Origin of the sequence: Enterobacter cloacae complex sp. SHL021 (genome assembly GCF_049237765.1) — a bacterium.
Lineage (GTDB): Bacteria > Pseudomonadota > Gammaproteobacteria > Enterobacterales > Enterobacteriaceae > Enterobacter > Enterobacter cloacae.
In genome coordinates this window covers 74,505-95,488 of the sequence record NZ_JBMKJG010000009.1, presented here as the reverse complement: position 1 = coordinate 95,488, position 20,984 = coordinate 74,505, and the positions used below count along the sequence as shown (strand labels likewise).

General features: G+C 57.0%; 17 protein-coding genes and 1 pseudogene. 7 read left to right on the top strand and 11 right to left on the bottom strand.

Annotation, left to right across the window (positions count from 1 at the left end):
* Positions 1-22 precede the first annotated feature (22 nt).
* Positions 23-1,468 carry a M20 family metallopeptidase gene (locus tag ACOTZF_RS11175; protein WP_129251604.1) on the bottom strand — a complete coding sequence of 482 codons (1,446 nt, stop codon included), beginning with the start codon at positions 1,466-1,468 and terminating at the stop codon, positions 23-25.
* Complete coding sequence (locus tag ACOTZF_RS11170) at positions 1,468-2,778, bottom strand: M20 family metallo-hydrolase (RefSeq protein ID WP_129251605.1); 1,311 nt, start codon at positions 2,776-2,778, stop codon at positions 1,468-1,470. Before ACOTZF_RS11170 ends, ACOTZF_RS11175 begins: the two co-directional genes overlap by 1 nt.
* A gap of 175 nt (positions 2,779-2,953) precedes the next feature.
* Between ACOTZF_RS11170 and ACOTZF_RS11165 the strand changes: the two genes are divergently transcribed.
* Together ACOTZF_RS11165 and smrA are read left to right on the top strand one after the other, a co-directional pair.
* A complete protein-coding gene (locus ACOTZF_RS11165; protein ID WP_129318092.1) occupies positions 2,954-3,865 on the top strand; it encodes a LysR family transcriptional regulator in 912 nt (303 codons plus the stop codon).
* A gap of 354 nt (positions 3,866-4,219) precedes the next feature.
* A complete protein-coding gene (gene smrA, locus ACOTZF_RS11160; RefSeq protein WP_013096859.1) occupies positions 4,220-4,783 on the top strand; it encodes a DNA endonuclease SmrA in 564 nt (187 codons plus the stop codon).
* A 38-nt stretch (positions 4,784-4,821) separates the two neighbouring features.
* On the opposite strand, the gene tcp is transcribed toward smrA, so the two are convergent.
* Positions 4,822-6,483 carry a methyl-accepting chemotaxis citrate transducer gene (gene tcp / locus ACOTZF_RS11155; RefSeq protein WP_129251606.1) on the bottom strand — a complete coding sequence of 554 codons (1,662 nt, stop codon included), beginning with the start codon at positions 6,481-6,483 and terminating at the stop codon, positions 4,822-4,824.
* A gap of 142 nt (positions 6,484-6,625) precedes the next feature.
* Here tcp and ACOTZF_RS11150 point away from each other — a divergent pair, with 142 nt between their 5' ends.
* Positions 6,626-7,489: an aldo/keto reductase family oxidoreductase gene (locus tag ACOTZF_RS11150; RefSeq protein WP_013096857.1), complete on the top strand. Its 864-nt coding sequence runs from the start codon at positions 6,626-6,628 to the stop codon at positions 7,487-7,489.
* Positions 7,490-7,526: 37 nt separating this feature from the next.
* Here ACOTZF_RS11150 and umuC read toward each other — a convergent pair.
* The 3 genes and pseudogenes from umuC to ACOTZF_RS11135 form a co-directional block, all read right to left on the bottom strand.
* Positions 7,527-8,788, bottom strand: a pseudogene (gene umuC, locus ACOTZF_RS11145) (translesion error-prone DNA polymerase V subunit UmuC).
* Positions 8,772-9,206, bottom strand: coding sequence for a translesion error-prone DNA polymerase V autoproteolytic subunit (gene umuD / locus ACOTZF_RS11140; RefSeq protein WP_043951617.1), 435 nt, complete (start codon positions 9,204-9,206; stop codon positions 8,772-8,774). Before umuD ends, umuC begins: the two are co-directional and overlap by 17 nt.
* Before the next feature lie 149 nt (positions 9,207-9,355).
* A complete protein-coding gene (locus ACOTZF_RS11135; RefSeq protein WP_129251607.1) occupies positions 9,356-10,243 on the bottom strand; it encodes a LysR family transcriptional regulator in 888 nt (295 codons plus the stop codon).
* Positions 10,244-10,340: 97 nt separating this feature from the next.
* Between ACOTZF_RS11135 and ACOTZF_RS11130 the strand changes: the two genes are divergently transcribed.
* Both ACOTZF_RS11130 and ACOTZF_RS11125 read left to right on the top strand, forming a co-directional pair.
* Positions 10,341-11,399, top strand: coding sequence for an SDR family oxidoreductase (locus tag ACOTZF_RS11130; RefSeq protein ID WP_129251608.1), 1,059 nt, complete (start codon positions 10,341-10,343; stop codon positions 11,397-11,399).
* A 72-nt stretch (positions 11,400-11,471) separates the two neighbouring features.
* Positions 11,472-11,918 (top strand): hypothetical protein, encoded by a 447-nt coding sequence (locus ACOTZF_RS11125; RefSeq protein WP_040023081.1) that lies wholly within the window; start codon positions 11,472-11,474, stop codon positions 11,916-11,918.
* A 317-nt stretch (positions 11,919-12,235) separates the two neighbouring features.
* On the opposite strand, the gene ACOTZF_RS11120 is transcribed toward ACOTZF_RS11125, so the two are convergent.
* From ACOTZF_RS11120 to ACOTZF_RS11105, 4 genes are all read right to left on the bottom strand, one after another.
* Positions 12,236-15,310, bottom strand: coding sequence for an efflux RND transporter permease subunit (locus ACOTZF_RS11120; protein ID WP_129251609.1), 3,075 nt, complete (start codon positions 15,308-15,310; stop codon positions 12,236-12,238).
* Positions 15,307-16,455, bottom strand: a complete 1,149-nt coding sequence (locus ACOTZF_RS11115; RefSeq protein ID WP_020688258.1) for an efflux RND transporter periplasmic adaptor subunit — start codon at positions 16,453-16,455, stop codon at positions 15,307-15,309. Before ACOTZF_RS11115 ends, ACOTZF_RS11120 begins: the two co-directional genes overlap by 4 nt.
* A 78-nt stretch (positions 16,456-16,533) precedes the next feature.
* Entirely contained in the window at positions 16,534-17,730 is a 1,197-nt protein-coding gene (locus tag ACOTZF_RS11110; protein WP_058651534.1) for a sensor histidine kinase, read from the bottom strand.
* Entirely contained in the window at positions 17,727-18,422 is a 696-nt protein-coding gene (locus tag ACOTZF_RS11105) for a response regulator (protein ID WP_038419267.1), read from the bottom strand. Before ACOTZF_RS11105 ends, ACOTZF_RS11110 begins: the two co-directional genes overlap by 4 nt.
* Before the next feature lie 90 nt (positions 18,423-18,512).
* Between ACOTZF_RS11105 and ACOTZF_RS11100 the strand changes: the two genes are divergently transcribed.
* Positions 18,513-19,301: a MipA/OmpV family protein gene (locus ACOTZF_RS11100; RefSeq protein ID WP_129251610.1), complete on the top strand. Its 789-nt coding sequence runs from the start codon at positions 18,513-18,515 to the stop codon at positions 19,299-19,301.
* Between the two features lie 129 nt (positions 19,302-19,430).
* Here ACOTZF_RS11100 and yajD read toward each other — a convergent pair whose 3' ends face one another.
* A complete protein-coding gene (gene yajD, locus ACOTZF_RS11095; RefSeq protein ID WP_006808895.1) occupies positions 19,431-19,778 on the bottom strand; it encodes an HNH nuclease YajD in 348 nt (115 codons plus the stop codon).
* Between the two features lie 178 nt (positions 19,779-19,956).
* Here yajD and ACOTZF_RS11090 point away from each other — a divergent pair, with 178 nt between their 5' ends.
* Positions 19,957-20,982, top strand: coding sequence for an LLM class flavin-dependent oxidoreductase (locus ACOTZF_RS11090; RefSeq protein WP_058661262.1), 1,026 nt, complete (start codon positions 19,957-19,959; stop codon positions 20,980-20,982).
* Positions 20,983-20,984: the final 2 nt, after the last annotated feature.

The window sequence follows — 20,984 nt, the reverse complement described above, 5'->3', positions numbered from 1 at the left end:
TTGTTGTGTTGTATTGTGTTTTTTATTTTAAAGGTGACGGTGTCACGCCCGCAGGGATCGGACACACGTACGGTTTTTCTTGTGTTTGTTGTTCGAACTCTTCACGACATTTTTTCAGCAGGTCTGCGTCCTGCAGTAGATGTAGCGCGGTGGCGCCCATCACTTTCCCGGCCAGCAGCATGCCTTTATGGGCAATGGACGTTCGCCCCTGAGCCACCAGTTGCCAGGTGTGCAGCGGCGTGCCGACGGTAAAGCAGGGGCTGAAACACTGGGCGACGGGCATCTTCCAGCTAACATCACCCACGTCCGTGGAGCCAGCCAGCACGTTATCGGTGATGGCGTAAGGCGCGATCTCGTCCACCAGCAGGGTCTCCTGGTGGCGACGGGCAAAGGCTTTACCTTCGTTCCCCCCGGTTGCAGCAATGTTTCTGAGGCTGTTTTGCAGATCGTTTGCCGTCAGGGTGGCGCGGATCTCCCGGGCAAAAGCGCGTTCTTCCTCCGTCCAGGCTGGCGTGCCGTAATGTTGCAGGGCGCGATACATCACCGCTTCGAGCGTGCGGTTTGGCAGGTAGCTGGAGCAGGCTTTATCAAAGCGACACTCGACGGTGGTTTCGGTCATCAACGCCGCACCCTGCGCGATCTTCTCAATGCGCGCGTAGATTTGCTGCGCGTCGGCCATCTCCGGGGCGCGGATCAGGTACAGCACTTCGGCCTGCGCCTGCACCACGTTGGGGGAGATGCCGCCGGTATCGGTTATGGCGTAATGGACGCGTGCTTTCTCGATGATATGTTCGTTGAGGAAGTTGGTGCCGGTGGTCATCAGCGTCACCGCATCCAGCGCGCTGCGCCCCAGATGCGGCGAGTTTGCCGCATGCGCCGCCACGCCCTTAAAGCGCCAGGCGGCCTGGATATTGGCCAGCGTACTGACGTTAAACATGCCGGCAAACGCTTCCGGGTGCCAGGTGACCGCGGCGTCAACATCGTCAAACAAGCCCTCACGGACCATAAACGTTTTACCGGAACCGCCTTCTTCGCCGGGACAACCGTAAAAACGCACGGTTCCACTCCCGCCGTGCTGCTCCAGCCAGCTTTTCACCGCAACGGCACCTGCAAACGCCGCGGTGCCGAGCAGGTTATGCCCGCAGCCGTGGCCGTTAGCACCGGGCGTGGTGGCGTGTGCCGTCGCGCAATGTGCCTGCTGGCTTAATCCGGCCAGCGCGTCATATTCGCCGAGCAGGGCAATCACCGGTTTACCGCTACCGAAGCTGGCGATAAAGGCATTCGGAATGCCGCCAGCCTCACGGGTCAGGGTGAAGCCTTCCGCTTCCAGCGCGCTGGCCAGCCGCTCTGCGGACCAGAACTCTTCAAAGCGGGTTTCCGGGTGATCCCAGATTTCGTCGGCAATGTCGGTGAACGTCTGACATCGCGTGTCGATTGCATCGGCAATAAAAGCGTAGTTCTCCTGCATTACACACCTCGCGTCCAGGGGAAATTCAGCGCAGTGCGCGCCAGCGTTTCGATAGCGACGGTCATGACGCGCTCATCAAAGTCGAATTTTTCATTGTGATGTCCGGCGCTCAAATCGGTGCCAAACACCATGTAGGAGGCCATGCCGCCGTTTTCTTGCACCCGGGCCATCATCAGCGTGGCGTCTTCAGAACCGGCCGGGGCTTTAACCTTATCAATGGCCTGTTCCACACCGGGCACCTGGCTTGCCTGCTGGCGCAGATAATCCACCCAGGCAGGTGTCGGAGCGCTGGCGGTGGCAGCCCCCATCAGACGCATCTCAGCCGTCACGCCGTAGAGCGCGGCGGCACCGGTAATGACGGATTGCGCGCGTTCGAACACATACTGATTGATCGCCTCGCTCTCGCCGCGGGTTTCGACCTTAAGCAGGGCATGGGCGGGTACCACATTGCGTCCGCTGCCGGCCTGCATCACTCCCACATTCACGCGGGAAGCCCCTTCGCTGTGTGGCGCAATGCTGTGCAGCGCGAGCGCGGCCTGGGCGGCGGCGAGCAGGGCGTTACGGCCTTCTTCCGGTTTACCGCCTGCGTGTGCGGCAACGCCGGTAAACGTCGCGTCAAACTTGGTTGTCGCCATAAAGTTATCGCTGCCGCAGATCACCGTCCCGGCAGGCACCCCGGTACCAATGTGAATGGCGGTGAAATAGTCCACCCCGTCCAGTACCCCGGCGGCCACCATGGCGCGTGCGCCGCGAGTGCCTTCTTCGGCAGGCTGGAAGATCAGTCTGATGGTGCCGTTCAGCTGCGCTTTGTTGTGCATGAGCACGTGCGCCAGCCCAAGGCCAATCGTGGTATGGCCGTCGTGCGCGCAGGCGTGCATCATGCCCGGATTGCAGGAGGCAAAACCGTCGCGGAACGGGCGGTGGCTGTCGTCGAGCGCTTCGCTCAGGTCGAGAGCGTCCATGTCCACGCGAAACGCCAGCGTCGGGCCGGGACGGCCGGTGTTAAGCGTGGCAACCAGGCCGGTGAAGCCGCCTTCAAACGGCGCGAGCCATTTTTCGGGCGCGCCCTGCGCACGGGCGCGGGCAAATTCTCGCGTCAGGGTAGCGTTATCCGGCAACCCCATACGGCTTTCGGCATCCACCACGTCGCGGCCCATCGCCAGGTCATAACCCAGGCTATCCAGGATCTCCGCAACTTTCGCGGCAGTCCGAAATTCCACCCAGCCGGATTCGGCAAAATGGTGAAAATCGCGACGCCATGCGCTCAGTTGCGGGGCTAAGGTTTGGATGTACTGTGCCAGTGAGTCCATATCTGTTCCTGTCATCATTAAAATATGTGAACTGCTTCACGCTGTGATAGTTTTTACTTATCACTAACCGATTTTTCACAGTTTTAACCGTTCAGGAATTACCCTCGCACATCCCTTTCCATTAAAGTAGATGACAGTTTCTTTACTCTGATAAACAACGGTTATCGGTCGGGCTATGTCATTTCAGATTAAATTTCATCAAATTCGGGCGTTCGTTGAAGTGGCGCGTCAGGGCAGCATTCGCGGCGCCAGCAGGACGCTGAATCTTTCGCAACCGGCGTTGACCAAATCGATCAAAGAGCTGGAAGAGGGCATGGCGGCGCAGCTCTTTGTGCGCCGAAGCAAAGGCGTGGCGTTAACCGAGTGTGGCGACGGCTTCTATCAGCGCGCCAGGCTGATTCTGGAAGAGCTGCGCGCGGCGCAGGATGACATTCGCCAGCGGCAGGGCGAGCTGGCCGGGCAGATCAATATCGGGATGGGAGCGAGTATTTCGCGAAGCCTTATGCCTGCGGTTATCACCCGCTTTCATGCGCAGCATCCGCAGGTTAAGGTGCGAATTATGGAAGGGCAGCTGGTATCGATGATCAATGAATTACGCCAGGGCGAACTGGACTTCACCATCAATACCTATTATCAGGGGCCTTACGATCATGAATTTACGTTTGAAAAGCTATTAGAAAAACCGTTTGCCGTATTTTGCCGGGAGGGGCATCCGGCGACGGGAGCAACCTCCATTAACGATCTGCTGCATTATAACTGGACCATGCCAACGCCCCGGGGAAGTTATTATAAGCAGTTAGAGGATGTATTTAGCCATCGCTCGCAAATACCCCGCATTGGCGTGGTCTGCGAAACATTTTCGTCGTGTATCAGCCTTGTCGCACAAAGCGATTTTTTAAGCATATTGCCGCAGGAGCTGGGCTGTGACCCCCTGTTGGCGGGGCGTCTGGTTATGCTGCCGGTTGTCGAATCACTTCCAAAAGCGACGTATTATTTAATTCAGCGTCGGGATTCGCGCCAGACCCCGCTTACGGAGTCGTTAATTACGCAATTCAGACGCGAGGCGCGGGCAATCGTCTCTGCGTGAAACATCATCCATAAAAAAACAGGGCCTGTCCGACATCAGACAGACCCTTCAGTACACACAGCAGTGCATCCCTTCGCATATCCTGGATGTTATATCCATGAGGCAGGTTAATTAAGTTATAACAGCTTTCTCTCAAAATGAAAGGCGGTTGAGTGTTTGATTTTATGGATGTTTAAGCCAAATTGCGTGTTTTATTTACGCTGAAGTTTGCGTTAAGTGGTGTTTAATTTTTCCCCGGCTGTCGATTGATATTCATCAGCTTGCTTTCAGCGCCACCCTACCCGGGGGAACGGCTGTTGAGGCACACCCCCCGCGAAGGTATAGTACAGGCTCAGATGTAGCCGGAGGATTTCCATGAACCCTGACGACAAATCACTGTTTCTTGACGCCATGGAGGATGTCCAGCCCCTGAAGCGCTGCGCAGATATTCACTGGCAGCCGAGCCGCAACACGCGGGCGCGCCAGGAGATTGATACCGAGCAGCTGGATAACTTCCTCACCCTGGGCTTTCTGGAACTTCTGCCCCTGGATGAGCCGCTGGCATTTCAGCGTGAAGGGATACAACAGGGCGTAATGGATAAGCTGCGCTCGGGGAAATACTCCCGCGAGGCCAGCCTGAACCTGTTACGTCAGCCCGCCGAGCGTTGCCGCCAGATGCTGTACGCCTTTATTCGCCAGGCCGGACGCGACGGATTACGCAATCTGATTATCATTCATGGAAAAGGGCGCGAACAGAATGCTCATCCCAACGTGATACGTAGCTATCTGGCGCGCTGGTTAACAGAGTTTGAGGAAGTGCAGGCCTTCTGCGTGGCGCTGCCGCATCACGGCGGCAGCGGGGCCTGTTATGTTTCACTGCGAAAATCCAACGACGCGAAACAGGAGAACTGGGAACGGCACGCCAAGCGCAGCCGTTAACGGGATTAGCGCGGGCGAGGTGCTCGCCCGCGCTGAACTCAGAAGGTTTCCCAGTTGCTGTCGGTGGCGGTGCCTGCCGTGGCCGGGCGCAACAGCTGTGGTGTTTTCACATGCGTTGTACGGGGCGCGGTGGCCTGTTGTTTACCGTTCAGACGAAATGCCGCCACCGCCTGGCGCAGCTGTTCGGACTGATCTTCCAGCGCCGCTGCCGCCGTGGCGGACTGCTGCACCAGCGCGGCGTTTTGCTGGGTGACGCTGTCCATCTGCGAAACGGCCAGGCTCACCTGTTCAATACCGCGACTCTGCTCATCGGACGCAGATGAAATCTCGCCCATGATATCGGTCACGCGGGTGACCGCCGCCACAATTTCCTTCATCGTTGCACCGGCTTCGCTGACCTGCTCAGAGCCGGTATTCACGCGGCTGACAGAGTTCTCGATAAGGCCCTTGATCTCTTTTGCCGCCTGCGCGCTGCGGCTCGCCAGGGTACGTACTTCCCCGGCAACCACCGCAAAGCCACGGCCCTGTTCCCCGGCGCGTGCGGCTTCTACCGCGGCATTCAGCGCCAGAATGTTGGTCTGGAAGGCAATGCTGTCAATCACGCCGGTGATGTGGGCAATTTGCTGCGAACTGTCGGCAATTTCCGTCATCGTGCGGACAACGTTATCCACCACATAACCGCCGCGCGCCGCTGTCTCAGACGCGTTTTTCGCCAGCAGGGTCGCCTGACGGGCGTTGTCGGAGTTCTGTTTCACTGTGGCGGTCAGCTCTTCCATGCTGGCAGCGGTCTCTTCCAGCGAGGCGGCCTGTTCTTCCGTACGGGCGGAAAGATCGTTGCTCCCGGCGGCAATTTCGCCTGCGCCGGTGTAGATGGAGTCGGTACTGCCGCGTACGGCGCTGACCGTGGTGACCAGAGATTGCTGCATCTCATGCAGACCGGCCGCCAGCTGGCCCATCTCATTGCGGCCAGAGAGGGTAATATCCTGCGTCAGGTCGCCCGCCGCAATGGTACGAATATGGTTCATAATGGTTTGCAGCGGTTTTAACAGCAGGTGCTGTAAACCCTGCCAGATCACCACCAGCACGGCGATAACGGCCAGGAATATAGCCGCCAGCGTCCATTGCATCTGGGTAAAGCTGCTCTGGTTCTCTTCGGCCGCGGCTTTCAGCAGCGTGTTGTTTTCGGCGCGCCAGCGGTTATAGACCGCTTCCATATCGTCCTGTGCCTGCTGCGCATCCAGATCGCCATAGGCCTGATAGTTGTCGGCACGCAGATACTCAATCGACAGACGCATCACTTCGTGCATCTGGTTCCAGGATTTCAGCATCTCGTCGGTTAGCGCCGCACTCTGGCCGTTAACCTGCGGCAGGGCCTGCCACTGTTTGTTATAGGCTTCTGCTTTAGCCAGAGAGTTGCCCGCGGTGCCAAGCAGTTTGTTGATCGCCTCAAGGGACGCCGGATCGCGCTGATTTTTCAGATAGCGGATGGCCACGCGCGTCACGGTAACGCGCGTTTTGATGAGGGTGTTAACGCTGTCACTCAGGCTCTCCTGCTGGGCATTAAGCACCCCGGAGTTTTGGAAGTTATGGCGATCGTTGCTGACGGCAGAGTAGAACAACCCTCCCGTGACAACTTGTAGCAGGCAGAATATGGTGAGAGCAAAGATAATACCGGTAATCACGTGCAGATTTTTCAGCATAGCGGTCGTCCGTAAGAAAGTGCAGGGGTACACAAATACTATCGTCGTCTAAAATTTAAACTTTAATTTAACTCGCGCTTAACTATGGGTTCTGGTCGGGAACCTGTTGTAAATCCGGATCTTTTTTATGAGGAAGGTGAACATGAGCAGCATCGATAAAAGCGGGACATACGCGCTGGGCACACGCACGGTTAAACGGCTGGGTTACGGCGCAATGCAGCTGGCCGGGCCGGGCGTTTTTGGGCCACCGAAGGACAAAAATGCCGCGCTGGAAGTGCTCCGGGAAGCCGTGGCGGCGGGCGTGAATCATATCGATACCAGCGATTTTTATGGTCCGCATGTGACTAACCAGCTGATCCGCGAGGCGCTGCATCCGTACCGGGACGATCTTACCCTCGTCACCAAAATCGGTGCGCGACGCGATGATAAAGGCGCCTGGTTGCCGGCCTTTTCCGCCCAGGAGCTGACCCAGGCGGTACACGACAACCTGCGCAATCTGCAGCTGGATGTGCTGGACGTGGTGAACCTGCGGATTATGTTTAGCGCACACGGACCGGCGGAAGGCTCGATCGCTGAACCGCTGTCCACCCTGGCAGAGCTACAGCAGCAAGGGCTGGTGCGACATATTGGTCTGAGCAATGTCACCGCCACGCAGGTTGCCGAGGCGCAGAAGATGGTGCCCGTGGTGTGTGTGCAAAACATGTACAACATCGTGAACCGTAGTGACGATGCGCTGGTGGATTCGCTTGCGCAGCAGGGGATTGCTTATGTGCCGTTCTTCCCGCTGGGCGGTTTTACGCCGCTGCAATCTTCCGGGCTGCAGGCGGTGGCGGACGACCTGGGGGCGACACCGATGCAGGTTGCGCTGGCCTGGCTGCTGCAACGTTCTCCGAACATTCTGCTGATCCCGGGAACCTCTTCCGTGGCGCATCTGCGGCAAAACCTCGCGGCAGGGGAGCTGGTGTTACCGCCTGACGCGCTGGCTACGCTGAATGCGCTGGTGTAACCACGTATAAACAGAGCCCGGAGGGATCCGGGCTTTGTTATTTAACGATCGGCAGATCGGAATAGCGCGTGGTGTAGCAGGGCGACAGCATATCCCGCTTCATCGCCCAGGATTTCACCGCCCCCTGGCCCGCAAACCACACAGACCCCCGGCCTGAACGGTTAAGGCGGTCGATAACCTGCATCAGGGCTGTACTGTCTGGCCGCGGTGGGTGTTCATCGAACAGGCTAAGCTGCGCCACGCCCTGACTGAAAAAGTCACTGAGCATGACGCCCGCTTTCATATAGCGATGTCCGTCTTTCCAGATTCGGTTTAATGACTCGATAGCTACCCTGATAATATCCCGCGTATCGTTGGTGGGGATCGTCAGCTTGCCGGAGGCCTGGTTACCATAAAAAACCTCGTCCTCCGCATGCGGGCTGGTGCGAATAAAGACGCTGATATAGCAGCAAAACTGTTTCTCTTCGCGCAGCTTCTCGGCGGCGCGTTCGGCATAGGCGCAGATCGCCTGGTGCATATCGTCATACCGGGTGATACGGCTGCCGAAGGAGCGGCTGCAGATGATTTGTTGCTTTGTTGGCGAAAACTCTTCCAGCGCCAGACACGGTTCACCGCGTAACTCGCGGCGGTTCTTTCCAGCACGACATTAAAGTGTTTACGGATCACCCAGCTTGAACATTCCGCCAGATGCAGGGCAGTCTCGATCCCCATCAGATTCAGTTTTTTGCTGATCCTGCGCCCGACGCCCCACACTTCGCTGACCGGTACCAGTGACAGCAGTTTACGCTGACGATCGATATTCGATAAATCCACCACACCGTTGGTTTTCTTCCAGGTTTTGGCGGCATGGTTAGCCAGCTTGGCTAAGGTTTTGGTGGGCGCGATACCGACCCCGACCAGCAGGCCGGTCTCTTTGTACAGGCGCTGGCGGATAGCCTGACCGAACGCCTCCAGAGACATACACTGGCTGACGCCCGTCAGATCCAGAAAGGCTTCATCAATCGAGTAGATCTCCACTCTCGGGGCCATCTCTTCGAGAATGGTCATCACCCGGCGGCTCATATCCGCATACAGCGCATAATTGGAGCTAAAGACGTGTACCTTCTGGCGTCTCAGCTCATCCTTCAGCTTGAAGTAGGGACCGGCCATGCCGATCCCCAATGCTTTTGCTTCTGCTGAACGTGAAATGATACAGCCGTCGTTATTTGAAACGACCACCACGGGTTTCCCCTTAAGGTCGGGCCGAAACGCCGTCTCGCAGGAGGTGTAAAAACTGTTTACGTCAACGAGCGCGAACATGGCGGTTAGCTTTCAGGGTAAACGTCACAACGCCGAAGATCTCCAGCTCGTCTTCTGCGGCAAAAACGACCGGTGCGTAGTCAGGATTATGGGGGATGAGCTGAAGACGCGGATGCGTTTGCAACTCCTTCACGGTAAATTCGCCCGCGACCGCCGCAATCACAATATCGCCATGAACGGCGGTTAACGAACGGTCAACCACCAGCAGGTCACCATGGCTGATGCCTGCGCCGATCATCGAATCACCGCTCACCCTGACAAAATAGGTCGCGCTGGGGTGTTTGATCACCAGCTTGTTCAGATCAAGGCTATCCTCGACATAATCCTGAGCAGGGCTGGGGAAGCCACAGGGCACCCGCTCCATAAACAACGGAAGCAATAGCGTGGCATCAGGCCCCAAAGGAGAGATCAACTGCATAATGGTTAACTCATATTACTGTGTTTATATACAGTATTCATGATTAACCAGAACGATCAAGAGACGGGAGGGGAATTTTCCGGAACTCGTTGAAAGTCGAAAATTTTTAGTTCAACAAGGCGCGCTGGCGAGTATGCATTCTGGAATGTTTAATTTTTCTTAATTATTTCAGGCAGTAGCTGTTCTATAACCCCCACAACGCTTCTGACCCTGTGTGGAATAAAGCGAGCGTCCGGATAAACCGCATAGAGAAAGCGGTCGGGTAACCGCCACGCGGGGAGTACCTGCACCAGTGTGCCGGTTTGCAACGCCCGTGCCGCGAGCGGTAGTTGCATACCGCCAATACCCATGCCTGCCTCCAGCGCCTGTAACAGGGCGTCGCTGGTATTGGCGCGGAAAACGGTATTCACTGCAATATCAATCGTTTCGTCATCAGAAACCAGGCGTAAGGGAGCGTCCAGCGGGATGCCGCTGAATCGCACGTGGGGAAGCGCCGCCAGCGCGTACAAGGACTCTACCGGCGGGAATGACGGGGCGGCAAAGAGCGGCGTTTCAATGCGTGCCAGTACGCGTGCGGCATGGGTTTGCGGAGGCTCCGCGCTCAGCCGAAGCGCCACATCCACCCCTTCGGTGACCAGATCGGCGATGCGGTCATCAAGCGAAACCTGCAGATGTAATTCAGGATTCATGCGCTGTAGCGTCAGCAGGCGCGGCAACACGAGCTGGCCCAGGCCGCTCGGCAACTGCACATGTACGGCCCCCTGATATTGATGCTCAACCGGGTTCAGGCGTCGCTCTGCTTCCTGCATGGCCTCCAGCACAAGCTGCATATCCCGCCGGTAACGCTCACCCTGCGCGGTGAGCTTCATCCTGCGCGTTGTACGATGCAGCAATACCACACCGAGCTCTTCCTCAAGGGCGGCGATCTGCTGGCTGACGGCGGACTGCTTGATCCCGGCCAGGCGGGCGGCAGCGGAAAAGGAGCCCGCTTCGGCGACGCGCAGAAAGGTGGAAATGGCGTTGAGCTTATTATTCATTTCGTGATTCTGCTTATAAATGCCATCGGATTCGGGGGATATATCAGAAAAAAATAATAGATCACACTGTGTCTGTCACCCCTTTCGGAGAAACACCATGAATAAGACGCAGCAACACAGGGTCGCGCTGGTCGCTGGCGCCAGCGGGATTGTTGGCAACCAGCTGGTCAAAACGCTTTTGCGCCATCAGTGGGAGGTTATTGGCCTGAGCCGCCAGGCGGTATCTCACCCTGAAGGTATCGCGATGGTTAATGTTGATTTACTGGATGCGCAGGACAGCGCGCGGGCACTGTCATCGCTCAGCGGGATCACTCATGTGTTTTACAGCGCCTGGGTCAATGCCGCGAACTGGACAGAGATGGTTGAACCGAACGTCACCATGCTGCGCCATCTGGTCAGTAATCTCGAAAACACGGCCCCCCTTGAGACGGTCAGCCTGATGCAGGGCTACAAAGTCTACGGCGCGCATCTTGGCCCGTTCAAAACCCCGGCACGTGAAAGCGATCCCGGCGTACCGGGCGCGGAGTTTAATGCGGCCCAGCTCAGGTGGCTTAGCGATTTTCAACGGGGAAAAGCGTGGCACTGGAGCGCCATCCGGCCGGGCGTGGTGGGCAGCACGGTGCCGGGTAACGCCATGAATCTTGCCCTGAGCATCGCGCTGTACGCATCGCTGTGTAAGGCGCTGAATTTACCACTGCGTTTTCCCGGCACCGAACAGACCTGGCACAGCATTGTTGATCATACAGACGGTGAATTGCTGGCAGAGGCGACCGTGTGGGCCGCCACGTCGCCGGTAGCAGAGAACCAGGCATTCAATGTGAATAACGGTGACATCTGGCGCTGGAGCGAGCTGTGGCCACGCATTGCACACTGGTTTGGACTGGAGTTTGCACCCCCGGTCCGGCTCTCATTTCAGCAGTTGTTTACGGACTACCGCACGGTATGGCATGAACTCGCCGCAGCTCGCGGGCTGGTGGAAAGCGATATTTTGCAGCTGAATGACGGCCAGTTTGCCGACTTCGTGTTTAGCTGGGATTACGATATGTTTGGCGATGGCAGCAAGCTGCGTCGGGCCGGATTCACCTCCATGCGGGCCACCGACGAGATGTTTTTCAGCCTGTTCGCACAGCTCAGGGCGGCACGCATTATTCCCTGACAGGGGGGATGTTGTTCTCAGGAACGAACCCGTTATACTCGCTCATGACTGTGATCAACGGGATTGGTGAATATGCGGGAAGCAATCAGCGTTTTATTAATGGCTCTGCCGGTTATTGGGTTATATCTGGTGATAAGGAATGGAGTGAGGTCATTTCGCCAGCCAAAACGCATCGTTTCAGATGCCCAGGGCAAGAAGAAAATATCCACTAACCCGTGGTTTTTTGATTGTTTTTCCCGCAAGGTTTATTTTTATGATGAGCGATATTTTTATGAAATTCAGAAGGATAGAACCACTCAGGTTGAACTGGCCAGGATAGTAAACATTAAGCCGGGATCGACGATGGTCAATAATCGTCGGATCTGGTCAGTAAGCTATGTTGAAAACGGAAGGGAAAAACAGGTGCAGTTTTACCCGAACGTAACGATGTTTAATCATAATTTCTCTGCTTTTTTGATAGCGGTAAAAAACGCCAATCCACACGCCGATATTAAAGATCTTTCCATTTTCAATTTCTGAATGCCACCATGCGGCATTCAGAGACGATCCAGCCAGTCACTAACCATTAACGCATCGACGCTCTGAACGCGGTACCCGCCAGCCCGTCACAAATCGCGACGATGCACCTCCAGCGCATTGATCAGACCTTCGGCCTCCTGGCAACGAAGGAGGACGCCAGATCCTGCTGGGCAATATGCTGAAGACCATCACCGCAAATGGCACAAAGACACAGCAACTGGCGGAAGAGGATATTGCTGAGGTCCTGAGAACCCGTTTTGCGCTGACGGCCGCGTAACGGATCGGGGGACAATTTCGCTTTCAGCACAGACCGGGTTTTATACGCTGTGCCGGTTGCGTAAACCGTCCCCCCACTGTAATAACAGACTGAACGACGCGGGCAGTACCGTGAGTGTGACCAGCGTCGCGACCAGCAACCCCCCGATAATGGCATACGCCATAGGTCCCCAGAATACCTGGTGCGAGATGGGGATCATGCCCAGAATGGCGGCACAGGCGGTCAGACAGATAGGTCTGGCCCGGTGCTCTGCGGCTGCGATAATGGCGGCATCGTTCGTCATCCCCTGAGCCAGATTGCTGTCAGCTTCGCCGAGCAGGATCACCGCGTTACGAATGATCATGCCCGCCAGCGCGATCACGCCCAGCAGGGCGACGAACCCCATCGGTGTTCCACCCGGCAGCATCGCCAGAACGATGCCCGGTAAGCCAAACGGGGCCATGAACAGGGCCAGAAACATCCGGGAATAGCGTCGTAGCTGAAGCATCAGCAATAACAACATAATGACCAGCGTCACCGGAAGAACGGTAAAGACAGAGCGGTTTCCTTTATCGGATTCCGCAACCGCGCCGCCTTCCTCAATACTGTAGCCCGCAGGCAAACGGGCACGCAGTTTATCCACTGCCGGGCGCAGCGCGGCGGAGACGACCTCGGCTCTGAGTCCCGGCGCAAGGTCAGTTTGCACGGTGATAAACGGCAGGCGCTGACGACGCCAGACAACCGGATCGTCCACACCCCAGACCGGCGTTGCGACAGCACTGAGCGGAATTTTTTTGCCATCGTTCCCCTCAACGGTCAGTGACGACAGTGTGGCCAGATTAAGACGTTCACTGTCTCTGGCGCGGAGCACCACATCCACCAGCCGGTCATTATCCCGTATTGAGGTCACGACGCTGCCGGACCAGACCGTATTCAGCGTCCGGGCCAGACTTTCTGACGACACGCCCGCAGCCCGGGCCGCCGTCTGATTCACCTCAAGAGTAATCACTCTCTCCGGTTCACCAGCGGTCTGGTTGACTTCACGTGAGAGCGGTGACTGGCCAATCACCTCCGTCAGGTGATTCGCCAGCGCCCGAACCTTCATATAGTCCGGCCCGCTAACCCGGTATTTGATTGGCCAGCCGACCGGGGGGCCGAGCTCCAGGGGCGATACGCGTGTGATGATGTCGCTAAATTGCGTCGCCAGTATCTTGTTCAGCTGTGCGTGCAGACGGTCGCGGGCGGCGAGGTTTTTCGCGACCACCACCAACTGGGCACTGTTTTCATTCTCCAGCAGCACATCCATTGGCAGATAAAAACGGATAGCGCCCGATCCTACGTATGTTGAGTAATGATCGATATTGCTATTGCCTGCCAGCGCCTTCTCCAGCTTTTCAGCCTCTCTTTGCGTTTCCGGCTGTGAGGCGTTGGCCGGAAGCGTCAGACTCACCAGCAGCTCTGGTCTGTCGGAAGCGGGAAAAAACTCACCCTGCATAAATGTCGTCCCGTATATGGACAAAACCAGTGCGGCAAGGGCGCAAAGCACGGTGGTGAGTCGGTGGCGCAATACCTTACGCAGCAGCCAGTGATACCCGCGAGCAAGCCGCCCCGGGCCGGAGGCATGATGCCTGACGTTCTCCGGCAGCAGCCATGTCCCGGTCAGCGGTGAAAACAGGATTGCGACCACCCATGAACACAGCAGGGCAATCAGCACGACCGCAAACAGAGAAAAGCAGTATTCACCCGCGCTGGATGCCGCAAAGCCGACCGGAATAAATCCGGCGATCATCACCAGTGTGCCGGTGAGCATCGGGAATGCCGTCGTGGTGAACGCCCGGGTTGCCGCTTGCCGACGGGAATCGCCAGCCTCCAGACGAGAAACCATGGTTTCCACGGTGATCATGGCGTCATCCACCAGCAGACCCAGCGCAATAATCAGTGCCCCGAGCGAGATGCGCTGCAGGCCAATCCCGGCCAGCATCATTCCGGCGAAGGTCATGGCCAGAACCAGCGGGATTGCCGCAGCCACAACCAGCCCCGCCCGTAGCCCCAGAGAGACAAATGAAACGGCCAGGACGATAACCACCGCTTCAATAAGGACCCTGATAAAACTACTCACCGCGTCGCTGACTACCGCGGATTGATCGGCGACCTTCACCATCTCGATACCGTGCGGCAGCCCGGCGCTGAGGGCGGCCACTCTTTGATTCAACGCGGCGCCAAAGCGCAGCATATTGCCTGTCGGCGCCATTGAAATCGCCAGTCCGATGGCCGGTTTTCCGTTAACCCGAAACGCCGGTGAGGGCGGCTCGGCGCTTTCCCGGGTGAGGGTGGCAATGTCGGTCAAGGGAATATAACGATTATTAATATGCAGCGTGACCGCGCGTAAACTCTCCTCTGAGGTGAGCGCACCGCTGACGTGGAGTGCGATGTTCTCCTGCCCCGTGCGTATGATGCCCGCCGGGACGACTGCATTCTGCGCCCTGAGTGCCTCCTCAACCTGCTGAATATCCAGACCCATCCCCGCCAGACGGGCCGGGGAAAAGGCCAGAACCATCTGTTCCTGCTGTTCACCCAGCAGGGGGGTTTTGCCGATATCCGGCAGGGACATCAGCTCCCGACGCAGTGTCTCCACCCGATCCCGAACCTCCCGCAGGGTATAGCCTTCGGGGATAAAGCCATAAATTGTGCCGAACGTGTCGTCAAATTCGTCGTTGACGTCAGGGCCTTGAACGCCTTCTGGCAGGGACGGGGCGATATCCTGCATTTTCTTCCGCACCTGGTACCAGATATCCGGCACCGTTTGCGGCGGCGTGTCATCGCGCAGATTGACATGAATAACAGTGCGCCCTGCCCGGGTTTCGCTTTCGATATAATCAAGCCAGGGGATCTCCTGTAACTTTTTTTCAAGCGTATCCGTCAGCAGACGGGTCGTGTCCGCTACCGATGCCCCCGGCCACTGCGCGGAGACCACGGCCGTTTTGATGGTAAACGCCGGATCTTCGTTGCGCGGCAGGCGCTCGTAACAGAACACGCCCATCGCCATCACCAGCAGCATAAAGAAACTGACCATCTGCTGATTTTTAAGCGCCCAGGCGGAGAGGTTAAATGTCTCTTTTGTGCTTCTCATGTTCATGGCTGCTCCTCCCCAGCAATCACCTGTTCTCCTGAGCGTAATTTGCTCACGCCAGCCGTAATCACTCTGTCACCGGGCGCAAGACCGGAGGCGATGATGACGGAGGAGGCCGTGTAACGTGCAGGCACAACCACGCGCAGTTGCGCCTGAGATTGCCGGTTGATTACAAACACAGCGGGCTTGTCTGCGTAACGACTCAGTGCCGACGCAGGAAGGACGTAACCGCACGCGGCACTGGAGGGCAGGGTTACGGTGACGCTGGCACCCAGTGCCATGGCGGCGGGCGGGTTGTTCAGGGTGGCTCTGACCCGCCAGGTACGGGTCAGGGGATCGGCCTGAGGCGTGATATCGCGTAACACCGCTGAAGCATTGACCGTCGGGTCGCTGAGCAAGGCGACGCGGAAATCAGCCTTATCTGGTGAGGGGATCTCATCAGGCGCGGCAACATCAAACACCACATCGCGGGCTTCACCGGTCGCCAGCGTCAGCACCGACTGGCCTGCGCTGACAATCTGGCCCGCAGAGGCGCTGACCGCGGTAATGATGCCTTCCTTCGGCGAGAGAAGGCGGGTCCAGCCCAGGCTTTCCCGGGCGTTGCGCAGTGCCGCCTCGCTACTTTTCAGACGCGCGCTGGCGACAAGCCAGTCTGCACGGGCTGTGTCGAGTTGTGTGCGGGCTATAGCGCCGGTGGACATCAGCGTTTGCATTCTGTTGACGTTGAGCGCGGCAATCTGCGCTGAGGCTTTGGCACCCTCATAGTCAGCGGTGGCCGCGTCGAGCTGATTTTGTCCGGTGGTATTGTCGAGGGTCGCCAGCAGTTGCCCGGCGGTAACCCGATCGCCAATATCGACGACGCGCGTGAGGATCCTGCCCCCGGTACGGAAACTCAGCGTCGTCTCATCATGGGCATGGATCTCACCGGTTCTTTCCAGTGCTGGCAGCGTTTTCGCTGAACCCACCACACTGTAGCGTACCGCCCGCACGGGGGGCGGCGTGTTTTCGTGTTTATCGCCGCAACCGGTTAGCGGGAAGATAGCCAGGGCAAGTATCACCAGGGGAATAAAGTGTAGCCAGGAAAGGGTGCGCGCCACGCTGTATACATGATGCAGGCTGTGGCGGAGGGAGAGAATGAATTCGTCTGACATAACGCCGCTCCAGAAAAGGGATGGCGTTATTTAATCGGCTGTTCATCGAGAAAGATTCGATGTTGTGTCAAGGGTTTATCAAGAGCGGGAATTTTCCTCGTCACAAGCGCGCCAGGGCAGTTGGATGCGCACCAGAAGCCCTCCGGTTTCTGGTAATGACGCGCTAATACTTCCCCCATGCGCCTGACAAATCGCCTGCGCAATTGATAAACCGAGGCCGCTGCCACCGGAGTGCCGGGCGCGTGATTGTTCCTCGCGGCTAAATCGCTTAAACATGTCCGGTAAAAAGTGATTTGATACACCCGGACCGTCATCGGCGAATTCGAGGGTGTACTGCCCCTGGGCATAATGCAGGGCCACCTCCAGATGGCCTCCCTCGCGTCCGTAGCGGAGTGAATTCTCCATGAGGATCGTAAATACCTGTCCCATACGGAACGCATCGCCTCTGAAGGAGCATGCGCGCGGGTTACGCAACGTTATCGCAAAATTATGCGCATCGGCCTGCGGGGTTATCCAGTCTGCCCGCTCCTGAATCAGCTCATCCAGACGGAATGGCCTGTCTTCAAGCACAAGATTTCCCGCATCAGCCAAAGAGAGAAGGTGCAATTCATCGGTCAGCCGGTTGAGGTGCTGGAGCTGTTTCATCACCATCCCCAACTGCTCCGGGGTGGCGTCAAACACGCCGTCCATCATACCCTGCAAACGTCCAATGGCTGCCGTCAGGGGAGAGCGCAGCTCATGTGCCATGGCAACGTGCGAGGCGCGAAGCTCCTTTTCATAGCGAGCCAGTTGTCCGGTCATGGTATTAAAGTCAGCCGCAAAACTGATCATTTCTGCGGGCGCATCTCTCACCAGCTCTGCCTGTCGGCCAAACTGTCCATCGGCCACATCTTTGGCCGCATCACGAAGACAGCTGAACTGCAGCGCCAGAGGGCGCGCGTGCTTAAGTCCCATTACCACAATGAAGGGGATCATCACCAGCACCAGCAGAGCCACGGTGACCCAGTCAGCCGAGGCGATAGATGGGGTGGAATAACTGAGCCCCCACCAGCTGTCTACAATATCGTGAAAGCGGGCCGGGTTTGACTGCGGATTCTGGCTGAGCGTGAGAAACTCCTGCCGGACCGCTGCGGGCATTTTGCCCATTATCCAGTAGTTCTGCACGGCGTAACGCAGCCACATACAGGCTGCTATAACGATCACGCTGCCAATCGCCAGCGCCAGGATGCGCGCGCAAATCCAGCGCCAGAGGGAGGAATGACGGGTCTTTATCATGGCTGTCTGAACCTGTAACCCACGCCGCGAACGTTAACCAGCACGCCGGAAAGACCCGCGGCTTCGAGTTTTTTACGCAGGTTATAAATATGGGTATCCACCACCCGCTCCAGGGCCTCGCTTTCCGGCAAACAGTGCTCCAGTAAATATTGACGGGAAAAAGGACGCGAAGGTGAACGCATCAGCGTGGTCAGTAGCGAAAATTCCGTTGGGGTCAGATCCAGAACCCGCGGCGTGTTGTCATCATTGATGATGCTCGCCACGATGGCCGTGACATCCACCTCTAGCGTCTGCCAGCGAAGGATCTCTTCTTCGCGCGTGTTTTTATTGCTCCGGCGCAGCACCGCCTGCACCCGTGCCACGACTTCACCTGGATGATAGGGTTTAACGACATAGTCATCAGCCCCGTATCTCAACGCGCCGATGCGATCGGGCGTATCGCCCATAGCCGTCACCATGATAACGGGCACATCGCTTTTGCGACGCAGGCTGGCCAGCACCTCAGTTCCGTTGAGTCCGGGAAGCATGACATCCAGCAAGACAAGATCGGGTTTCCAGCGTTGCGCCATCTCCAGCCCGGCCAGCCCGTCCCCCGTGACGGTCACATCGTAATTTTCACGGCGTAAATAAGCTTCAAGTACGCCAGCCGCATCGGCATCATCTTCAATAATCAGCACTCTTCTGGACAACATCTGTTCACCTTGACCGTTTCTTAACACTATCCCGACTATTCATTGATTTAGCCAAATCATACTGCGCACAACGTAGAAGTGGAGACCAGTATGATAGCGAGAAAAAAAGCCCTGTATATGACCGTTCCGTTTCTGATGACGGCAGCATCCGGCGTACACGCCGATGAGGCACAAACGTCTTCCGACTATTTGACCATTGGGGCAGGAGGACGCTATGCGCCTCGTTATTCAGGCTCTGACAAGCAGGTATGGCAAGGGGTTCCTGTTTTACAGGGGCGCAAAGGTGCATTCTTTATTGATGCGCAGAAAGGCATTGGATATGACCTGCAAAATGACAGCGGCGTGTACCTTGAACATACGCTGGGTTACGACCTGGGGAGGGCGGACGAAAACGACAGCTGGCGCGAGGGAGCAAATAATCTGAAAGGGATGGGAGAGATCGATACCAGCCTGAATACCGGGCTGGCGGTCGGCTGGCAAATCACTTCCTGGCTGAGTGTGGAAGGCAAAGCGACCCTGCCTGTAACGGACAGTCAGGGGGTAAACTACCAGGCCTCTGTTACGCTGCTTCCTCTACAAACCAGTCAGGACACGATTGCTTTTCAGTCTGCATCCCTGTTTGGCGACAGCCGTTACCTCAATACCTGGTATGGCGTCAGTCAGCAGCAGAGTCAGCGCTCCGGTTATAGCCGTTATTCAGCGCCCGGTGGATTCTACGGTATAGACAGCAGCCTGACATGGAGTCATCAGTTCGATACCCATTGGGGCACGGTACTGAGTGCCGATTACACCTGGCTTGGGGAGCATGCAAATAACAGCCCGATCGTATCGCGACGTAACGAAGGCGCTGTCACCGCCGCCATCACCTGGACATTCTAGTGTGGAGGTGAGAGATGCGATCTTCCTCGGCGTAGCCGGGGTAATCATTACGGCCATCTATGTCATTACCTGGTACGTCTATGTATACGGGTGAACAGAGCTGGCCGGAGCGAGAAAATTCCTGGAAGATTATTTCTTCTTGTTCATCATCGCTTTCAAATCAGCAAACGGATTAAAAGTGGCCACACCCACATCTTTTTGCGCGTCTTCTCCCGCGACAACGGTGGTGCCGTACTGATCCGCTTCGGTGTACTTCGAGTGTTCATGATCGTGGCAAAACAGGCACAACAGCTCCCAGTTACTGCCATCTTCCGGGTTATTGGTATGGTCGTGATCGATATGGTGAACCGTCAGTTCCCGAAGGTTGGAATAGACAAATTCCCGTGAGCAGCGCCCACAGACCCATGGATAAATTTTTAATGCTTTTTCACGGTAGCCGCTTTCCAGCCGCGCGTAGTTTTTAGGGATCAGAGCCATTGCCGGTTTTACCTGCCAGGAAAAGAGTGAGCGAAATTATATCCCATTATGGAACGCAATAGCGATCTGCTCAGGTCAGTCAATTTATTTGACGCTTTCCGTTAAATAAACGGCATTTATTGTTGCCTGGTAATGCGTAGAGTAGAAGAAACGCAACACATTCTCAGGATTACCTGTTATGAAAAAGATCGGATTTTTATCATTTGGTCACTGGACGCCGTCGCCACAGTCCGGTACCCGAACCGCAGCGGACACGCTGCTCCAGTCCATCGACCTGGCCGTGGCCGCTGAAGAGCTGGGTGCCGATGGCGCTTATTTCCGTGTGCACCACTTTGCCCGCCAGCTCAGCTCGCCGTTCCCCTTGCTGGCGGCGATAGGCGCAAAAACCAAAAACATCGAAATCGGTACCGGCGTGATCGACATGCGGTATGAAAACCCAATGTACATGGCGGAGGATGCCGGGGCGGCGGATCTGATCTCTGGCGGGCGTTTGCAGCTGGGAATTAGCCGCGGCTCGCCGGAGCAGGTGATTGATGGCTGGCGTCACTTTGGCTATGTCCCGCAGGAAGGGGAAAACGAATCGGATATGGCGCGTCGTCATACCGAGGTGCTGCTTGAGGTGCTGCGCGGAGAAGGGTTTGCGAAACCAAACCCGCAACCGATGTTCCCGAACCCGCCGGGTCTGCTGCGCCTGGAGCCTCATTCCGAAGGTTTACGCGACCGCATCTGGTGGGGTGCCGGTTCAAATGCAACGGCGGTCTGGGCCGCAAAACTGGGCATGAACCTGCAAAGCTCAACGCTGAAAGACGATGAAACCGGCGAGCCGTTCCATATTCAGCAGGCAAAACAGATCCGCGCGTATCGTCAGGCCTGGGCTGAGGCGGGCCATACCCGTCAGCCGCGCGTGTCGGTGAGCCGCAGTATCTTTGCCCTGATGGACGATCGTGACCGGATGTATTTCGGGGCCAGCCGCAACGACAGCGATAGCGTGGGCTATCTGGATGAAAAAACGCGGGCGATTTTCGGGCGCAGCTATGCGGCAGAGCCCGACAAGCTGGTTGAACAATTGAAGCAGGACGACGCGATAGCCGAAGCGGATACCCTGTTACTGACCGTACCGAATCAGCTTGGCGTGGACTACAACGCGCATGTGATTGAGTCGATCCTCAAACATGTGGCGCCAGCAATGGGCTGGCGCGAGTAGGT

Excerpts from the sequence above, each read along its gene's own strand:
- ACOTZF_RS11175 (WP_129251604.1), bottom strand. The coding sequence starts at position 1,468 with ATGCAGGAGAACTACGCTTTTATTGCCGATGCAATCGACACGCGATGT.
- ACOTZF_RS11170 (WP_129251605.1), bottom strand. The coding sequence starts at position 2,778 with ATGGACTCACTGGCACAGTACATCCAAACCTTAGCCCCGCAACTGAGC.
- ACOTZF_RS11165 (WP_129318092.1), top strand. The coding sequence starts at position 2,954 with ATGTCATTTCAGATTAAATTTCATCAAATTCGGGCGTTCGTTGAAGTG.
- smrA (WP_013096859.1), top strand. The coding sequence starts at position 4,220 with ATGAACCCTGACGACAAATCACTGTTTCTTGACGCCATGGAGGATGTC.
- tcp (WP_129251606.1), bottom strand. The coding sequence starts at position 6,483 with ATGCTGAAAAATCTGCACGTGATTACCGGTATTATCTTTGCTCTCACC.
- ACOTZF_RS11150 (WP_013096857.1), top strand. The coding sequence starts at position 6,626 with ATGAGCAGCATCGATAAAAGCGGGACATACGCGCTGGGCACACGCACG.
- umuD (WP_043951617.1), bottom strand. The coding sequence starts at position 9,206 with ATGCAGTTGATCTCTCCTTTGGGGCCTGATGCCACGCTATTGCTTCCG.
- ACOTZF_RS11135 (WP_129251607.1), bottom strand. The coding sequence starts at position 10,243 with ATGAATAATAAGCTCAACGCCATTTCCACCTTTCTGCGCGTCGCCGAA.
- ACOTZF_RS11130 (WP_129251608.1), top strand. The coding sequence starts at position 10,341 with ATGAATAAGACGCAGCAACACAGGGTCGCGCTGGTCGCTGGCGCCAGC.
- ACOTZF_RS11125 (WP_040023081.1), top strand. The coding sequence starts at position 11,472 with ATGCGGGAAGCAATCAGCGTTTTATTAATGGCTCTGCCGGTTATTGGG.
- ACOTZF_RS11120 (WP_129251609.1), bottom strand. The coding sequence starts at position 15,310 with ATGAACATGAGAAGCACAAAAGAGACATTTAACCTCTCCGCCTGGGCG.
- ACOTZF_RS11115 (WP_020688258.1), bottom strand. The coding sequence starts at position 16,455 with ATGTCAGACGAATTCATTCTCTCCCTCCGCCACAGCCTGCATCATGTA.
- ACOTZF_RS11110 (WP_058651534.1), bottom strand. The coding sequence starts at position 17,730 with ATGATAAAGACCCGTCATTCCTCCCTCTGGCGCTGGATTTGCGCGCGC.
- ACOTZF_RS11105 (WP_038419267.1), bottom strand. The coding sequence starts at position 18,422 with ATGTTGTCCAGAAGAGTGCTGATTATTGAAGATGATGCCGATGCGGCT.
- ACOTZF_RS11100 (WP_129251610.1), top strand. The coding sequence starts at position 18,513 with ATGATAGCGAGAAAAAAAGCCCTGTATATGACCGTTCCGTTTCTGATG.
- yajD (WP_006808895.1), bottom strand. The coding sequence starts at position 19,778 with ATGGCTCTGATCCCTAAAAACTACGCGCGGCTGGAAAGCGGCTACCGT.
- ACOTZF_RS11090 (WP_058661262.1), top strand. The coding sequence starts at position 19,957 with ATGAAAAAGATCGGATTTTTATCATTTGGTCACTGGACGCCGTCGCCA.